At 72.7% G+C, this 15,681-nt stretch carries 15 protein-coding genes; 10 read left to right on the forward strand and 5 right to left on the reverse strand.

Going from position 1 to position 15,681, the window contains the following annotated elements:
* Positions 1 to 81 precede the first annotated feature (81 nt).
* The gene (locus tag Q0994_RS26040) at positions 82 to 1,350 is read left to right on the forward strand and encodes an NAD(P)/FAD-dependent oxidoreductase (RefSeq protein WP_299538923.1); all 1,269 of its coding nucleotides are present in this window, start codon (positions 82 to 84) and stop codon (positions 1,348 to 1,350) included.
* Between the two features lie 144 nt (positions 1,351 to 1,494).
* Complete coding sequence (locus Q0994_RS26045; RefSeq protein WP_299538925.1) at positions 1,495 to 2,385, forward strand: RNA polymerase sigma-70 factor; 891 nt, start codon at positions 1,495 to 1,497, stop codon at positions 2,383 to 2,385.
* Positions 2,386 to 2,404: 19 nt separating this feature from the next.
* On the opposite strand, the gene Q0994_RS26050 is transcribed toward Q0994_RS26045, so the two are convergent.
* On the reverse strand, positions 2,405 to 2,881 hold the full coding sequence (locus Q0994_RS26050; RefSeq protein WP_363325577.1) for an ATP-binding protein: 477 nt from the start codon (positions 2,879 to 2,881) through the stop codon (positions 2,405 to 2,407).
* Between the two features lie 172 nt (positions 2,882 to 3,053).
* Here Q0994_RS26050 and Q0994_RS26055 point away from each other — a divergent pair, with 172 nt between their 5' ends.
* The 3 genes from Q0994_RS26055 to Q0994_RS26065 are packed head-to-tail and all read left to right on the forward strand — an operon-like array spanning position 3,054 to position 4,348.
* Positions 3,054 to 3,887 (forward strand): helix-turn-helix transcriptional regulator, encoded by an 834-nt coding sequence (locus Q0994_RS26055; RefSeq protein WP_299538927.1) that lies wholly within the window; start codon positions 3,054 to 3,056, stop codon positions 3,885 to 3,887.
* Complete coding sequence (locus Q0994_RS26060) at positions 3,884 to 4,087, forward strand: DUF397 domain-containing protein (RefSeq protein ID WP_299538929.1); 204 nt, start codon at positions 3,884 to 3,886, stop codon at positions 4,085 to 4,087. Before Q0994_RS26055 ends, Q0994_RS26060 begins: the two co-directional genes overlap by 4 nt.
* 54 nt (positions 4,088 to 4,141) lie before the next feature.
* A complete protein-coding gene (locus Q0994_RS26065) occupies positions 4,142 to 4,348 on the forward strand; it encodes a DUF397 domain-containing protein (protein ID WP_299538931.1) in 207 nt (68 codons plus the stop codon).
* 99 nt (positions 4,349 to 4,447) lie between these two features.
* Here Q0994_RS26065 and Q0994_RS26070 read toward each other — a convergent pair whose 3' ends face one another.
* The 3 genes from Q0994_RS26070 to Q0994_RS26080 form a co-directional block, all read right to left on the reverse strand.
* On the reverse strand, positions 4,448 to 5,983 hold the full coding sequence (locus Q0994_RS26070; protein ID WP_299538933.1) for a YfcC family protein: 1,536 nt from the start codon (positions 5,981 to 5,983) through the stop codon (positions 4,448 to 4,450).
* Positions 5,980 to 7,332 carry a M20/M25/M40 family metallo-hydrolase gene (locus Q0994_RS26075; RefSeq protein WP_299538935.1) on the reverse strand — a complete coding sequence of 451 codons (1,353 nt, stop codon included), beginning with the start codon at positions 7,330 to 7,332 and terminating at the stop codon, positions 5,980 to 5,982. The genes Q0994_RS26070 and Q0994_RS26075 overlap by 4 nt, the downstream gene beginning before the upstream one ends.
* A 90-nt stretch (positions 7,333 to 7,422) precedes the next feature.
* Positions 7,423 to 8,451, reverse strand: a complete 1,029-nt coding sequence (locus tag Q0994_RS26080) for a fibronectin type III domain-containing protein (RefSeq protein WP_299538937.1) — start codon at positions 8,449 to 8,451, stop codon at positions 7,423 to 7,425.
* A gap of 188 nt (positions 8,452 to 8,639) precedes the next feature.
* On the opposite strand from Q0994_RS26080, the gene Q0994_RS26085 reads away from it, so the two are divergent.
* Both Q0994_RS26085 and Q0994_RS26090 read left to right on the forward strand, forming a co-directional pair.
* Entirely contained in the window at positions 8,640 to 9,383 is a 744-nt protein-coding gene (locus tag Q0994_RS26085) for a metallophosphoesterase (RefSeq protein ID WP_299538939.1), read from the forward strand.
* An 87-nt stretch (positions 9,384 to 9,470) separates the two neighbouring features.
* The gene (locus Q0994_RS26090) at positions 9,471 to 9,707 is read left to right on the forward strand and encodes a GPP34 family phosphoprotein (protein ID WP_299538941.1); all 237 of its coding nucleotides are present in this window, start codon (positions 9,471 to 9,473) and stop codon (positions 9,705 to 9,707) included.
* 181 nt (positions 9,708 to 9,888) lie between these two features.
* On the opposite strand, the gene Q0994_RS26095 is transcribed toward Q0994_RS26090, so the two are convergent.
* Entirely contained in the window at positions 9,889 to 10,572 is a 684-nt protein-coding gene (locus Q0994_RS26095; RefSeq protein WP_299538943.1) for an alpha/beta fold hydrolase, read from the reverse strand.
* 77 nt (positions 10,573 to 10,649) lie between these two features.
* On the opposite strand from Q0994_RS26095, the gene Q0994_RS26100 reads away from it, so the two are divergent.
* From Q0994_RS26100 to Q0994_RS26110, 3 genes are all read left to right on the forward strand, one after another.
* Positions 10,650 to 11,465 (forward strand): chitosanase, encoded by an 816-nt coding sequence (locus Q0994_RS26100; RefSeq protein ID WP_299539070.1) that lies wholly within the window; start codon positions 10,650 to 10,652, stop codon positions 11,463 to 11,465.
* A gap of 428 nt (positions 11,466 to 11,893) precedes the next feature.
* Positions 11,894 to 14,479, forward strand: coding sequence for a DUF4157 domain-containing protein (locus Q0994_RS26105; RefSeq protein ID WP_299539073.1), 2,586 nt, complete (start codon positions 11,894 to 11,896; stop codon positions 14,477 to 14,479).
* A 332-nt stretch (positions 14,480 to 14,811) separates the two neighbouring features.
* Complete coding sequence (locus Q0994_RS26110; protein WP_299538944.1) at positions 14,812 to 15,609, forward strand: chitosanase; 798 nt, start codon at positions 14,812 to 14,814, stop codon at positions 15,607 to 15,609.
* The last annotated feature ends 72 nt before the right edge of the window (positions 15,610 to 15,681 follow it).

Raw genomic sequence — 15,681 nt, forward strand, 5'->3', positions numbered from 1 at the left:
CCGCGCCACACGTGTCACACGGTCCGTCCGGCCGGTGTCCTGTGTGCAGACCCAGGAAACCGGGACCGGAGGAGAGAGACCATGAGTGAGAACACCGAGGTGGTCGTGATCGGCGGCGGGTACGCCGGCGTGATGGCGGCCAACCGTCTGACGCAGCGCGACGACGTGACCGTGACCCTGGTCAACCCGCGTCCGGCGTTCGTGGAGCGGATCCGGCTGCACCAGGTCGTCGGCGGTTCGCACGACGGGGTCGTCGCGTACCGGAAGGTGCTGGCGGCGGGCGTACGGCTGGTGGTCGACACGGCGGCGCGGATCGACACGGCCGGGCGCACGGTGGCGCTGGCGGGCGGCGGCACGCTCCCCTACGACTACCTGGTCTACGCGGTGGGCAGCGGCAGCGCCGACCCGCAGGTGCCGGGCGCGGCCGAGTTCGCCCGTCCGATCGCCTCCCTGGAGGAGGCGGAGAGGCTGCGGGCCGACCTGGCGGCGGTGCCGACCACGGCCCCGGTGACGGTGGTCGGGGCCGGGCCGACGGGCATCGAGACGGCGGCGGAACTGGCGGAGACCGGCAGGCCGGTGACCCTGGTCTGCGGGCGGATGCTCGGCCCGTACCTGCACCCGCGCGCCCGGCGGGCGGTCGCCGGGCGGCTGGCCAAGCTGGGGGTGAAGCTCCTGACGGGCCCCGGCGCGCAGGTGACGGAGGTGACCGCCGACACGGTGCGGCTCGGTGACGGCCGCGAGGTACCGGGCGCGGTGACCGTCTGGACCGCCGGTTTCGGCGTGCCGGACCTGGCCGCCCGCAGCGGCCTGCGCACCGACGCGCTGGGACGCCTGCTCACCGACGAGACGCTGACGAGCGTGGACGACGGACGCGTCGTCGCCGCCGGAGACTCGGCCGCGCCGTCGAACCTCCCCTTCCGGATGAGCTGCCAGGCCGCCCTGCCGCTGGGCGCGCAGGCCGCGGACACGGTCCTGCGGCGGATCGCGGACGAGCGGCCGTCCCCGGTGAGCCTCGGATTCGTCGGCCAGTGCATCAGCCTCGGCCGCGCCGCGGGGCTCGTCCAGATCGCCCGCAAGAGCGACACCCCCACCGCGTTGCACCTGGCGGGCGTGCCCGCCGCGAAGGTCAAGGAGCTCGTCTGCGGGTTCACCGTCAAGCAGTTGGTACGGGAGGCCGCCAAGCCCGGTTCGCTGTTCTGGCTCAAGGACACCGGACGCGAGCGGGCGTTGGAGGGCCGCCGCCCCGTCGACACCTCCGCGGCAACGGGACCGACGGAAGCGGTGCGTCCGGAACCGGCGGTGCGGGCGGTACGGGAGCAGCCTGCCGGATCGGCCGCCGACGGGGCCTGAACGCCAACGGTGCGAACGGCACGGCCGCGAGCGCCCGGCCGTGCCGGGCACCGAAAGGGCGCGAATCCCGGAGGCGCACATGAAAGCCTTCGCCCAGCAGGCCGACCACGCGGGACCGACCGCGCAGGAGAGGAACCGGCAGACATGACCGACGAGGACACCAGCAGCGCCACCGACACGTTCGTCGCCCACCGCAACCTGCTCTTCACCGTGGCGTACGAGATGCTCGGCTCCGCCGCCGATGCCGAGGACGTGCTCCAGGAGAGCTGGCTGCGCTGGGTCAAGGTCGACCTGGACCAGGTGAACGACCGGCGGGCGTACCTGGTGCGGATCACCACGCGGCAGGCGCTCAACCGGCTGCGTACGCTGAAGCGCCGCAAGGAGGCGTACGTCGGCCCGTGGCTGCCCGAGCCGCTGCTGACCGCGCCGGACGTGGCGGAGGACGTCGAACTCGCCGAGAGCGTGTCGATGGCTTTGATGCTCGTCCTCGAAACGCTGTCGCCGACCGAACGGGCCGTGTTCGTGCTGCGGGAGGTGTTCGCACTCGGCTACGACGAGATCGCGGCCGCCGTCGACAAGACCCCCGCGGCGGTCCGCCAGATCGCCCACCGGGCCCGTCTGCACGTGCAGGAACGCCGCCCGCGCACCGTGATCTCCGCGAGCGAGTCCCGGGTGGCGGCGGAGGCATTCCGGCGGGCCCTGGAGACCAACGACCTGCAGGGCCTGCTCGACGTGCTCGCCCCCGACGTCGTCCTGGTCAGTGACGGCGGCGGCATCAAGACCGCCGCGCTCCGGCCCATCGTCGGCGCGGACAAGGTGCTCCGCTTCCTGAACGGCTCTGCCGCCAAGGCCGGCGTCGTCACCAGCGAGTTCACCGAGGTGAACGGGAACGCGGCCCTGCTGATGCGCCTCGACGGCGAACTCGACGGCGTCGTGGCGTTCCGCACCGAGGACGGGCGCATCACCGGCCTCTATTACGTCCGCAACCCCGAGAAGCTGACCCGCGTCGGCTCCGAGACCCCGCTCACCCGCTGACGGAACCGCCGGCGCGCGTTCACCGGCGTCGGGCCCGTAGCGACAGTTCCGCGCGTACGGTCTTGCCGGGCGCGCCCGCCCGGGGCACCACGGACCAGTCGTCGGCCAGCACCGACACCAGGCGGAGTCCGCGCCCCGACTCCTGCGTCGGGGACGGCGGTCCGGGCACGGACGGCACAGGGGTCGCGGGTGACGGCCACCCGTCGCGGGTGTCGGACACCTCGATCACGACCGCCGCCCCGTCCCCGCCCCCGGTTGCCGTCTCCCGGAGGCGTACGTGGAAGTCGCGGCCCGGCACCCGGCCGTGACGGACCGCGTTCGCCGTCAGCTCGGCGGCGATCTGGGTCATCGTCTCGTTGACCCGCGAATCGTACGGGTGACCCCAGACGTCAAGCCGCTGGGAGACGAGCCTCCGGGCCAGCCGCGCGCCGCGCGGGGTGGCGGTGAATCTCATCGCGAACTCGTGCACGGTCAGGGCGGTTTCTTCGCTTCCCACGGGAGGGGGAATTACTGCGTTCATGGGGGAAACCCTCCCGGCCGGGCCCTACCTTTGACCAGGACGGACGCGCCCACGGGTACCGCTTGTACGCGGAGCGGCGCACCGTGTACGCGGCACGGAGCGTGACGGCCGCGACGGGGCGACACGAACGGCGGAGGCGGACGGCGGCATGGCGGAACAGGACGAGTCCGAGCAGACCCACGAGCCGGGGACGGGCGTTCTCGCCCTCTTCGGACGCCAGTTGAAGCTGTTCCGCGTCGCGGCACGTCTGGAACGCGCGGAGTTCGGGACGATGACCGGCTACTCCGCCTCCACCGTCGCCGCCTACGAACAGGGCCGCCGCACCCCGCCGCCCGCCTTCATCGACCAGGCCGACGAACTGCTCAAGGCGGGCGGTCTGCTGAAGGTGTGCAAGGACGAGGTGGCGCGCGGACAGTACCCGGCGTTCTTCCGCGACGCGGCGCGGCTGGAGGCGGAGGCGAGCGAACTTCACCTGTACGCGGTTCAGGCCGTTCCAGGGTTGCTGCAGACCGAGGACTACACCCGTGCTCTACTCAACGCCCGCCGTCCGTTGCTCGACGACGCGACCATCGAGCAACGAGTGGCGGCCCGGCTCGCTCGTCAGGACATTTTCAGCCGCTGGCCCGCTCCGCTGATGGGATTCGTCATCGAAGAGACCGTGTTCAGAAGGCCGTTCGGAGGCCGCAGTGTGCTTCAGACTCAGCTCGAACACCTGCTGCAGGTGGGTGGGATGCGCAACGTCGAAATTCAGGTCATGTCCACGGAGCGCGAGGACAACGCAGGCGTGGACGGCCCTTTCACCCTGATCACGCGAAAAGGAGCCGAGACGGTGGCTTACCTGGAGGTCCAAGGACGCAGCATCCTGGTGTCCGAACGGGAGGAGGCAAGGGCCATCGCGGCTCGCTATGGGATCATGCGAGCGCAGGCTCTCGGTCCCCGGGAGTCCACGACCTTCATCGAGAAGTTGCTGGGAGAGCTATGAACACGCTGGCGACCGAAACTGCCTCGAACACGGTCTGGCGCAAGAGCAGTTACAGCGGCGCGGAGGGCGGCGAGTGCCTCGAAGTCGCCACGCGCCCGGACGCCGTCCTCCTCCGCGACTCCAAGAACCCCCACGGCCCGGTCCTCGCCACCACCCCGCACCACTGGACCGCCTTCGTCGCGTACGCCGCGAAACACTGACATACGTCCCACAGCCCACCTGCCGTACCTACCGTCGGCTCTCCGGGAGCGCATATGGATCTCTCCACACCGGTCGAAGTCGACTACGGACCGCATTGGCGCAAGAGCAGTTACAGCGGCGCGGAGGGCGGCCAGTGCCTCGAAGTCGCCACCCGCCCGGACGCCGTACTCCTCCGTGACTCCAAGAACCCGCACGGCCCGGTCCTCGCCGTCGCCCGGCACCACTGGACCGCCTTCGTCGCGTACGCCGCCCAGCACTGAACGCCGCGTACAGGCGGGCGCCCGCGTTCCAGGGCGTCCGCCTGTACGCGCCGGTACGCGCGGCGCTCCCCCCTCCCGCACCCGCCGCACGTCACGCGCTCACGTCCACACCGCTCCCAGCGCCACGAAGCCGCCGATGAGGACGAAGAGGAGGGCGAGCAGCGGCCAGACGAAGCGGAGGTAGGTGTTGTAGCCGACCTTCGCCAGGGCGACCCCGCCGATGGTGACGGCCGTGGTCGGGACCCAGAGGTTCATCCAGCCGCTGGCCGCCTGCCAGGCCGTGACGACCACCGCGCGGGAGACGCCCGCGAAGTCGGCGAGCGGGGCGAGGATCGGCATGGCGAGGGTGGCGTGGCCGGAGGTGGAGGGGATGAGGAAGGCCAGCGGAAGGTTGACCACGAAGACGATGAAGGCGAAGAACGCCGAGGACGTCCCGGAGACCGCGCCCTCGATGGAGTGCAGCACCGTGTCGGTGATCTGCGAGTTGTTCATGATGACGGTGACGCCGCGCGCCAGCACGATGACCAGCGCGGGCGAGATGAAGTCGGCGGCGCCCTGGACGATCGTGGCGCTGAGCTTCTGCTCGCCGAAGCGGGCGACGACGCCGACGAGGACCGCCGCCACCAGGAAGAGGGCGGCGAGCTGCGGGAAGGACCAGCCGAGTTCCAAGCCGTACGGGGTGGCGTCGGCGTCGCCGGTGATCGCGCTGGACCACGGCACCACGGAGAAGATCATGAAGGCGAAGGTCAGTCCGACCAGGACCAGCACGAGCTTGTGCAGGCCGGTCAGCGGGGCGGGTTCCCGCGCCTCGGCCTCCGCCTCGGCCTGGTCGCGGTCGCCGGGGAGGAAGCCGGAGAGGGACCGTTCGGGGTTCCTGCGGACCCGGGACGCGTACCGCACGACGTAGGCGATGGTGACGGCCGTGAGCACGATCCACATCGCCCCGCGCAGCACGATGCCGTCGCCGAGCGAGATGTCGGCCGCCGATGAGGCGACGCCGGTGGCGAACGGGTTGACGGTGGAGCAGAGCACGCCGATGCCCGCGCCGAGGATGATGGTCCCGGTGGCCACCATGCGGTCGTAGCCGAGGGCGAGCATCAGCGGGACGATCAGGCCGTAGAAGCCGAGGGTCTCCTCCGCGAAGCCCTCGACCGTGCCGAGCAGCGAGAAGACCAGCATGATGCCGACGATGAGCAACGCGCCCCGGTGGCGCAGGCGGTGGGCGAGGCGGCCGATGCCGGTGTCGAGGGCGCCGGTGGCGAAGACGACGGTGATGAACGCGCCGATCGCGATGACGAAGAGGAACACCCCGGCGCTGCCGTAGAGTTCGCCGGCCATGTCGGGCCCGACCACGCCGGTCTTCTCGTCCTGGACGCCGTACAGGCCGTTCACCGGTGACAGGAACAGGTCGTCGAGGCGGTCGACGAAGGTCTGCCCGGAGTCGACGCGGTGGTACGTGCCCTGCACCGGCGAGCCGTCCGCGTCGCGGTCGTACGCCCCCGACGGGATGAGGAAGGCGAGCGCCCAGACGGCGAGGGTGACCAGGGCGAGGACGGTCAGGGCGCTGGGGAAGGTGAACTTCTTCCTGGCCGGCGGCTCCTCCTGGCGCTCCGCGCCGGGGGCTCGGGTGCTCACGCGGCGTCTCCCTTCCGGTGGGAGGCGGCGAACTCCCGCAGGAAGGCCGCTTCGGCGATCACCGCCGACCGCAGTTCGGAGAAGAGCACCCGCTCGTTGGGCGCGTGCAGGTTGCACATGCTGTCCTGCGCGCCGAAGAGCAGCACCTCGGCGTCCGGCGCCGCACGGGCGAGGCCGTTGACGAGGGGGATGGAGCCGCCGCTCGCCACGTACGAGGGTTCGCTCCCCCAGCCTTCGCGCAGCGCGACGAGCGCCGCCCGGTAGGCGGGCCCGTCGGTCGCGGGTTCGAATCCGGGGCCGGTGTCGCCGGGGGTGACGGTCAGCGCGATGCCGAACGGACGGAGTGACTCCAGATGGGTGACCAGCAGGTCTTGGGCCCGCCTCGGGTCCTGCTCCGGGTGGAACCGCAGATTGAGCTTGGCGCGGGCGTAGGGGACGACGGCCGAGGCGGCGTGGTCGACGCTCGGGGCGTCGATGCCGACGACGGTGATCGCGGGTCCGCTGCACAGCCGCTCGCCGAGGCTGCCGGAGCCGATGAGGGGGACGCCGTCCTCGACGCCGGCCAGGGCGCGGAACTCGTCCTCGGTGTAGCCGGCGCCCGTCCACGCGTCGCGGCGCAGCCCTTCGACGGCCACGTCCCCGTGCACGTCGTGGAGGGTGGCGAGCGCCTTGAGCAGGGCGAGCAGCGCGTCGGGGGCAGCGCCGCCGAACTCGCCGCTGTGTCGGGGTTCGGCGAGGGTGCGGACCTCGACCACGACCTCGGCGGCGCCGCGCAGCCCGGTGGTGAGGGTGGGACTGCCGGGGCGTAGGTTGCCGAGGTCGGCGACGACCATGGCGTCGCAGGCGAACCGGGCGGGGTCGGTGGGCGGATGGTCGTCGAAGGCGCTGCCGTACTCCTCCTGGCCCTCCAGCACGATCGTGAGTCCGACCGGCGGGACGCCCCCGTACGCCCGCAGGACGCCCAGGTGGACGAGGACGTTCGCCTTGTCGTCGGCGACGCCCCGGGCGCGCAGGCCGCCCTCGACGGGGGTCGGCTCGAACGGCGGGGAGAGCCAGAGGCTCTCGTCGCCGGGCGGCTGGACGTCGTAGTGGCCGTAGAGCAGAACGGTGGGCGCGTCGGGGGTGGGGGGTGGGACCTCGGCCACGATGACCGGCGCGGTGCCGGGCAGGTCGAGCCGCTCGACCCGCTGGACGCCGGCTCCGTGCAGCAGTTCGACGACGAGGTCGTGGGCCTGCTGGACGGGCTCGGCCGGGAAGCCGGGGAACGCGATGGACGGGATGGCCGTCAGCCGTTCCAGGTCCGCGACGAGGCCGTCCATCAGGCCGTCCACCCGCTCGCTCAGTTCCATCTGCGGTCCCCTGTTCCTCTGGTGCGCTCGTCGTACGAGGTTCCGGAGGTCCACGGGATCACAGGGCGCGCGGGTGCGCCCGCCGGGCGGTCAGCCCTTCAGTTCCACCGTGCGCTGTGCGGAGAAGTCGCCCCAGGTGCCGTCCGGCAGCTTGGCGCGCAGTTTGACCGAGTGCCGGGCGCCCGCAGGTTCGGTGAGGGTGAGTTCGTAGCCGGCGCGTCCCTTCGGAGGGGTGCCGCCCCAGACGATGGTGGTGGTCGGCTTCCCGTCGAGGTACAGCTCGTACGCGGGGATCGTGCCGCCGGTCTCGGGCTGGTCCCAGCTCAGGCCGACGACGAACGCGCCGCCTTCCGCGCGGACGGTGGTGCGCAGGCCGGTGGGGGCGGTGGCGGCGGGCGCTCCGGTGGCGGACTCGGTGGTGACGTCGAGTACGGCGCTGTCCGGGGAGGAGGTGTCGGCGGCGTCGCGGGCCCGGACCGTGAAGGAGTAGACGGTGCCGGGGCGCAGTCCGGCCAGGGTCGCGGTGGTCCGCGTGCCGGGCACGCTGTGGATGCGGACGTCCTCCTGGTACACGTCGTACGCCGTCACGCCGACGTCGTCCGTGGACCGGCCCCAGGTGAGGGTGGCCGTGCGGGGGCCGACGCCGGTGGCCCTGGGGGCGGTGGGCGCGGTGGGCGCGGCGCGGTCGTCGCGCGGGGCGTCGGGGGTGGTGGCGGTGACGGCGGCGGAGGGCGCGGAGAGGTTGCCGGCCGCGTCGCGGGCCCGGACGGTGAAGGTGTAGGCGGTGGACGCGGTGAGCCCTTCGACGTCGGTCATGTGCTTGGAGCCGGGGATCGTCTTCACCTTGGCGGCGGGGGCGGGCGTGGCCGCGGTGGTGCCGTCGGCCGCGGCCGTCGCGCGGTAGATCTCGTACGCGGTGACCGCCTTGTCGTCCGTGGCCGCGTCCCACATGACGTGGACGGAGGTGGCGCTGCCCGCCTGGGCCGTGACGTCGCGGGGGACGGTCGGTTTCCGGGTGTCGGCGTGGGCGCCGGCCGGGCCGCCGCAGGCGGTGGCGATCGGGGTGAGCAGGAGCGCGGCGGCGCAGGCCAACGTGACGTGCGTGGGGGGCCGTTGCACGGTGATGCCTTCCGTCCGGGAGCATTGGTCCAGACCTGTATGGCATGCCGGGCGCCCCGCCGACAAGGGGCGGGCGCGGAACGTTCCGCAATGTGCCGGTGTGCGACGGGAGTTCGGCTGCCCGCGCACCGCCGCGTCGGGCCGGGGCCCTCTGGCCGGGACGCGCCACGTGCCGCACAGTGGTGATCATGCTGAAGCGACTGGCCGTCCTGTCCGACATCCACGGAGTGCTGCCCGCGCTGGAGGCGGTGCTGGCGGAACCCGACGTGCGGGCCGCCGACCACCTGGTGGTCACGGGGGACATCGCCGCCGGGCCCCAGCCCGCCGAGGTGCTTGACCTGCTGACCGGGCTCGGTGAGCGGGTGCTGTGGATCGGCGGCAACGCCGACCGCGAACTGGTGGAGTACCGCAAGGGCGCACGGGACACGATCCCCGATCCGATCGCCCTCTGGGCGGCCGACCGGCTCCGCGCGGACCACCTCGACCTGCTCGCCGGCCTGCCGGCCTCCCTCTCCCTGCCGGTACGCGGACTGGGGCAGGTGGTCTTCTGCCACGCCACCCCGCGCGACGACGAGGAGGTGGTCCTCGTGGACTCGCCCCCGGAGCGCTGGGCGGAGGTGCTGGCGGACCTGAACGAGCGCATCGGCACCCTGGTGTTGGGCCACACCCACATGCCGTTCGCCCGTCTCGCCCACGGTCGCATGGTGGTCAACCCGGGCAGCGTCGGCATGCCGTACGGGCGGCCGGGCGCGCACTGGGCGCTCCTGGGGCCCGGGGTGGAACTGCGGCGCACGGAGTTCGACACCGACGCCGCGGTGGACCGCGTCGTCCACGAGTCCGGTTACCCGGACGCCGCCGCCTGGGCCGACTACTTCCTGCGGGCCCGCGCGACGGACACGGAGGCGATGAGGGCGTTCCGCCCGTCGGGGTGAACCGCCCGGGGCGGCCGGGGTGTTGCGTCGCCTCCCGCCTGGCGCATCTCCCGGCCACCCGCTCCGGGCCCGCACGTGCCGAGCCGGGTGAGCCGGACGCGCCGGGGCCGGACGGCCGCACTGGTGGCCCTGCTGCACGGCGCGAAGCTGCGCAAGCCGGCCTTCCCGGACGGCGACGCGCGGGCGGTGGAGTCCCGGATGGCGGAGCTGGCCGAGGGGCAGTGGGCCGCGCCGGCCGTCCGCCGTGTCATCGACGCCGCCCGGACCGCGCTGACGGTGATGGTCGCCACGACGGCGATCGGGGTGGTCACGGGCGCCGCCTGACCGTCGCGCGGGCGGTGCGCCGCCCCCGCGACGACTTCCACGGCGGGTTCGAACGCCAGCAGGCCGGGAGGGGCGCCGGCGCGCCGGGTTCCGCCGGGGCGTCGCCCGGCCGGGACGCGCCGGCGTCCGTCCCGGACCGGCGGCGGGAGCCACCACCGGCGTGACCGGGCGGGGCGACGGGTCAGCTCGTGAAGAACTCGGTGATCTCGTGGGCCACCTGGTCGGCGTGGGTCCGGTGGACGTGGTGGCCGCCGGGGACGGTGATCAGGCGGCAGTCCGGGATCTGCGAGGCCAGGTCGGGGAGGCGGTCCTGCGGCATTCTGCTGGCGGGGCCGCCGGAGATGATCAGGGTGGGCGACACGATCTCGCCGAGGCTGTCCGCCCATGCGGCGTCGGGCTCGGTCAGTTGGGCGCGGACCACCGGGACGGCGTTCTCGTCGTAGTCCACCGGCCCCTCGGGCCGTCCCGCCGGGCCGACGTCTCCGGGATAGGGCGCGGGCGTCTCGACCAGGACCAGGCGCTCGACGCGGTCGGCGTGCTCCTCGGCCACCAGCAGGGCGACCGCCCCGCCCATGCCGTGCCCGACCAGCCCGACGCGGTCCAGCTCGCAGGCGTCGAGGAAACCGACGACGTCCTCGCGCATGTCCTCCAGCACGTACTCGTCGGGCCAGTCGCTCTCGCCGTGGCCGCGCAGGTCGAGGCCATACACCCGCCACTCGGCGCCGAGCAGGCTGCCGGCGGCCTCCCAGTCGGCGGCGGAACCGCCGAGACCGTGCAGCAGGACCACCGGCGAGCCGAACGGGTCTCCCCAGGTCCGGTACGCCAGCCGCACATCGCCGACATCCACAACAGACTGATCTTCCATACCCCTGACGCTACAGCGGCGGCACCGCCTCCGGACGCCACGCCTCCGCCTGGCAGGCTTGGGCCGTGAAACGCACCATGATCCGCCCCGCCTGCGCGGTCCTCGCCCTGACCGCCGTACTGCTGAGCGGTTGCTCCGGCCCGGACAGGACGTCCGACGCGCCGGAGAAGGGGCTGGACGATCCGGCAAAGAAACGGATCGCCATGCAGCTCGTCTCCAGCGCGGAGAACTCCACGCTGGACTGGAAGGACCAGTACTCCTACATCGAGGACATCGGCGACGGCCGCGGCTACACCGCCGGCATCATCGGCTTCTGCTCCGGCACCAGCGACCTGCTCTCCGTCGTGGAGAGGTACGCCGAAGCGCGACCCGGCAATCCGCTGGAACGTTTCCTGCCCGCCCTGCGCGAGGTCGACGGAACCGATTCGCACGCCGGGCTCGGCACCCCCTTCACCAGGGCGTGGGCCACGGCCGCGAAGGACGGGAGATTCCGCGCGGCGCAGGACGCGGAGCTGGACGAGACCTATTTCGACCCGGCGGTCGCACGCGCCAAGGACGACGGGCTGAGCGCGCTCGGCCAGTTCGTCTACTACGACGCCTACGTCATGCACGGCGCGGGCGACACCGAGGGCACGGTCGGGTTCCGCACGATCCGGCGGCAGGCCCTCGAATCCGCCGACACTCCGGCCGACGGGGGCGACGAGGAGGAGTACCTCGACGCGTTCCTGGACGCCCGGGTCGCCGCCATCCGCAAGGAGCCCTCGCACACCGACACCAGCCGGGTGGAGACCGAGCAGCGCGTCTTCGTGCGCGAGGGCCGTCTCCAGTTGGAGACGCCACTGCGCTGGAAGGTGTACGGAGAGTCGTACCGCATCGACGGCGATGAGCGCTGAGGGACGACCGAGGGGTGCGCGGACGATCCGGTCCGGACCGCCGGCCCCATGCGCCGGCACGGTCCTGACGCCCCTCGTCGCAGCGGCTCTTCCGGCACCCCCGCACGCGGGCTTACGGCGGCTGCCCGACCGGAGCACGTTCCCGGCGACAAAGCCACCCGTCGTTGCCCGGTCACGCGCCCAGGTCTGCCCTTGCGGCCTTCTCCGTACACCGCTGCCGCCTGTATCAAGGAAGCTGGCAACGCCGACCATGGGGATGGGACTCAGTGCGGACGCAACGCAGCGACAGAGCGGGCGAAGAGAGAGAGCCGGACCGGGCACCCGCCCCGCGGCGAGAAGCTCCGTCCGCCGCGCGGCGACACGGCGGGTCGGTGGCACCGGGGCTGTCGGCGCTGCAAAGCACGGTGGGCAACGCGGCCGTGGTCCAGATGCTCCGGCAGGCCGGCCATCCCGGGGCCCAGGAGGAACACGGGCACGGTGACGGAGGCGGCGACCGGGGCACCGTGGAGCCCGCCGTGCAGCGCTCCCCCGTGCACGACGTGCTGCGCGCCCCCGGCCGGCCCCTGGACGACGCCACCCGGACGGACATGGAATCCCGCCTCGGGGCGGACTTCTCCGACGTCCGCATCCACACCGACGGCGCCGCGAAGGCGTCCGCGGCCGAGGTCGGCGCCCGCGCCTACACCTCGGGCAGCCATGTGGTCGTCGGCGAGGGAGGCGCCGACAAGCACACCCTGGCGCACGAGTTGACGCACGTCATCCAGCAGCGGAAGGGGCCGGTGGCCGGCGCCGACAACGGTGCGGGGCTGCGGGTGTCGGACCCCGCCGACCGGTTCGAGCGGGAGGCGGAGGCCAACGCCCGCCGGGTGATGAGCGGCCCCGCCCCGAGAGGCGGCCTCCCGGGCACCGGCGCGCCCCCGGCGCCGGGCGGTGGGAACTCCGCGACGCCGCCCCCCGTACAGCGGGTCTTCGAGGGCGACTTGAGCAACTACAACACCGCTGACGCGATGCAGGAGCTGAAGGCGCACGTCCCGGGGTCGGCGCCGAAGTGGAGTGAGGTCGACAAGGCGCGTAGGGGAACGACGGCCTACGACACCCTCGACGGCCTCGCGTCGGCGCTGGGGCTCCAGTCACCGCTACAGTCCGGCGGGACGCCGGCCCCGGCGGTCGCCTCCGGGATCACCGCCCCGACCGCGTCCACCCCTGCCGCAACCACCTCGGCCGCGACCACCCCGGCCCGCCCTCCGCGACCGGCGCCGAGGCCTAAACCGACCGGTCTCAGCGGGGCGGGACCGCGGTCGGGCTCCGCGGCTGCCCCGCAGCAGGTCCCCTCGACGTCGGCCCCCGTACCGCAGCCCCGCACCACCGTGCCTCCGGCGCCGGTCGAAGCGCGGGAGAAGGGGGTCGCCGAGCAGGTCCCGGTGGACGACTTCGCGAAGAACTCCGCTCGGGCCCGGGAGGAACTGGAGAGGGAGCGAGCCACTCCGCGTCAGTACCTGCGCCCGCGGGGCGCGAGCCAGTTGAACGCAACGGTGTTCCAGCACATGGCCCAATCCGTGAACATCGCCAACAAGAACCAGGTCATGCCGCACCTCATCGACCAGCTGTACAGCTGCCTGGAGTGGACCGGCCGGGCGCCCATCGCCGTCTTCACCCACGAGGCCCAGGGCAAGGGCGACCTGATGCTCGGGGTCAAGACCGCCGACGCGCTGCGTGAGAACTTCCCCCGGACCGAGCAGAACCAGAACGACATCGCACTGCTGACCGCCGAGGCGGCCTACAAGAAGCAGCCGGGCGTGTTCACGGAATCCGGTCACCCGTTCACCGTGCTGGACGGCGCCGTTCCCGGCGCTCCGCGGCTCGATGCCGGCCAGGGGCCCACCCACACGATCGTCGCCCCGCAGCTCGCCGCGACGAAGAACTTCCAGAAGACCGTCGGCCAGTGGGGCAGCACGGTCTCCGCGATGACCGAGTACTCCAAGAAGGAGTCCCTGCCGCCGGGCGCCACCGGGGCGGGCCACACCACCGGACTCGGCGCGGGAGAGGTCGGCATCACCTTCGACGCCGGCCTGCGCGCGTACAAGCAGGAGCAGGACGGCATCGCGGGCGAGGGCAACAAGCGGGCGGCCCGACTGGAGAACCTCCAGGCGCTGAAGTCCAAGGAGCTGCTGACCGCGCTCTTCCCGGAAGACCAGGAGCAGGCGGCGAAGGATTTCGCCACCGCCGCCACGTCCCGGCTGTACTTCGCCTACTCCAACAAGAGCGCGATGCGGTTCGCGCTCACCGTGGCCGAGGTCGAGAGCGGCAACGCCGACGACGTGCACGTCGTCCAGTCCTCGCCCACCCGGATGCCCGCACTCGACGCCACCGTCAAGCAGGACCTCGCGGGGCTCGGGGTGGCCAGGGTCCGGCTGGTGGAGCTGTCCTCGCAGAGCCCGGCGCCGACGATCACGGTCCAGGAGACCGGCGGCGCCGGCAAGACGATGCACTGGATCCTCACCGACCGGGTCCCGCACGACGACATGCTGACGCTGATCAAGGCGAGCGAGCCGATCGTGATGACGACCGGCAACCAGAGCACGTCCGAGGCACTGTCGGCCGGCAAGACCATCATGTACGAGAGCATCGGCATGGAGCAGAGCAAGGCGTTCCGGCAGTCGCTGTACGCCGGCGCCAAGGTCGGGCAGCCGGACATCGACAGCATCGCCGCCGTCAGCCGGGACTACGACCGGCGGGGGACCCAGGGCCCCGGACAGCCCCAGTTCAAGGCTGCGGCGGCAGCGCTGAAGAACATGCAACAGGAAGACAAGATGGGGGCTTTCAGCGACCGGGCCTCCGCCACCAAGGACCTCGGCCGCTGGATCGGCGGGCAGCATCTGCGCGACTACCTGATGAAGACCGACCTCGCCCCCGAGCTGCGGAGCAAGGAGCAGAAGCTGACGTCGGACTACCGGTCGCCCGGTGCCTACCAGGCTTTCGTCGACCACCTCCTCGCACTCCCGGAAAGCCAGTAAGGGCTCATCCGGCCGGGCGACGACGCCTCGCCCGGCGGCGAGGGAGCGCGCCGGGACACGCACCGCCCTGATAGGAGCTCGTACCGACAGCAGTCCGGCAGGCGCATCCCTTCGGAGGACCGGTGCAGCATTCCCGTGGTCGAACCGTCCCGTCCGTCCGCCCGGCGCGGGCGGTGACCGCAGCGGTGGCCGGGCTGTTACTGGTCGCGGCGGCACCGTGCACAGGAGCCGCCGGAGCGGGCGTCGGGGCCGCCAGGGGTTTTCCGGCGGTTCCGGCGCGGGCCCCGGAGGCGCCGGAGTCCTGGGAGTCGCGGGAGTCCTGGGAGGGCACCATGACCCCGGGCGTCTCCGTGCCGGGGCGTCCGGGCGGAACGGCGGTCGGCGGGACGGCCGGCGCGCCCGACCACGAGGAGAGAGCCATGACCGGACTGGACGACCCGGAGAAGAAGGACATCGCCATGCGGCTGGTGTCCAGCGCGGAGAACTCCACGCTGGACTGGAAGAGCCAGTACTCCTACATCGAGGACATCGGCGACGGCCGCGGCTACACCGCCGGCATCATCGGCTTCTGCTCCGGCACCGGCGACATGCTCGGGCTGGTCGAGCTGTACACGGAGCGCAAGCCCGGCAACGAGCTGGCGGGCTACCTCCCGGCGCTGCGCGCGGTCGACGGCACGGACTCGCACGAGGGCCTCGACCCCGGCTACCCCGCCGCGTGGAAGCGCGCCGCCGCCGATGCCGTCTTCCGGCGGGCGCAGGACGAAGAGCGGGACCGGGTGTACTTCGGTCCGGCCGTCCGGCAGGGCAAGGCCGACGGCCTCGGCACGCTCGGCCAGTTCGCGTACTACGACGCCCTCGTCATGCACGGCGGGGGTGACGACAGCGCCTCCTTCGGCGCGATCAGGAGGCGCGCGCTGACCACCGCCGAGCCGCCGTCGCGCGGCGGCGACGAGGTGGCGTACCTGCACGCCTTCCTCGACTCCCGCGTCGTGGCGATGCGGGAGGAGGAGGCGCACTCCGACACCAGCAGGGTGGACACCGCCCAGCGGGTCTTCCTCGACCGGGGCAATCTCCGGCTCGATCCGCCCCTGGTCTGGAAGGTGTACGGGGACAGCTACCGGATCGACTGACCGCCCGCACGGCCGGGCGGATCGCACGGCCCCTTCTCCGTAGGATGGCGGCGGACGGCGGCGGACCGGTTC

The organism is uncultured Streptomyces sp., from assembly GCF_947488945.1.
In the GTDB taxonomy this organism is placed as follows: domain Bacteria; phylum Actinomycetota; class Actinomycetes; order Streptomycetales; family Streptomycetaceae; genus Streptomyces.

Coding starts and splice junctions, on each gene's coding strand:
- Q0994_RS26040 (WP_299538923.1), top strand. CDS start 82: ATGAGTGAGAACACCGAGGTGGTCGTGATCGGCGGCGGGTACGCCGGC.
- Q0994_RS26045 (WP_299538925.1), top strand. CDS start 1,495: ATGACCGACGAGGACACCAGCAGCGCCACCGACACGTTCGTCGCCCAC.
- Q0994_RS26055 (WP_299538927.1), top strand. CDS start 3,054: ATGGCGGAACAGGACGAGTCCGAGCAGACCCACGAGCCGGGGACGGGC.
- Q0994_RS26060 (WP_299538929.1), top strand. CDS start 3,884: ATGAACACGCTGGCGACCGAAACTGCCTCGAACACGGTCTGGCGCAAG.
- Q0994_RS26065 (WP_299538931.1), top strand. CDS start 4,142: ATGGATCTCTCCACACCGGTCGAAGTCGACTACGGACCGCATTGGCGC.
- Q0994_RS26075 (WP_299538935.1), bottom strand. CDS start 7,332: ATGGAACTGAGCGAGCGGGTGGACGGCCTGATGGACGGCCTCGTCGCG.
- Q0994_RS26085 (WP_299538939.1), top strand. CDS start 8,640: ATGCTGAAGCGACTGGCCGTCCTGTCCGACATCCACGGAGTGCTGCCC.
- Q0994_RS26095 (WP_299538943.1), bottom strand. CDS start 10,572: ATGGAAGATCAGTCTGTTGTGGATGTCGGCGATGTGCGGCTGGCGTAC.
- Q0994_RS26100 (WP_299539070.1), top strand. CDS start 10,650: ATGATCCGCCCCGCCTGCGCGGTCCTCGCCCTGACCGCCGTACTGCTG.
- Q0994_RS26105 (WP_299539073.1), top strand. CDS start 11,894: ATGCTCCGGCAGGCCGGCCATCCCGGGGCCCAGGAGGAACACGGGCAC.
- Q0994_RS26110 (WP_299538944.1), top strand. CDS start 14,812: ATGACCCCGGGCGTCTCCGTGCCGGGGCGTCCGGGCGGAACGGCGGTC.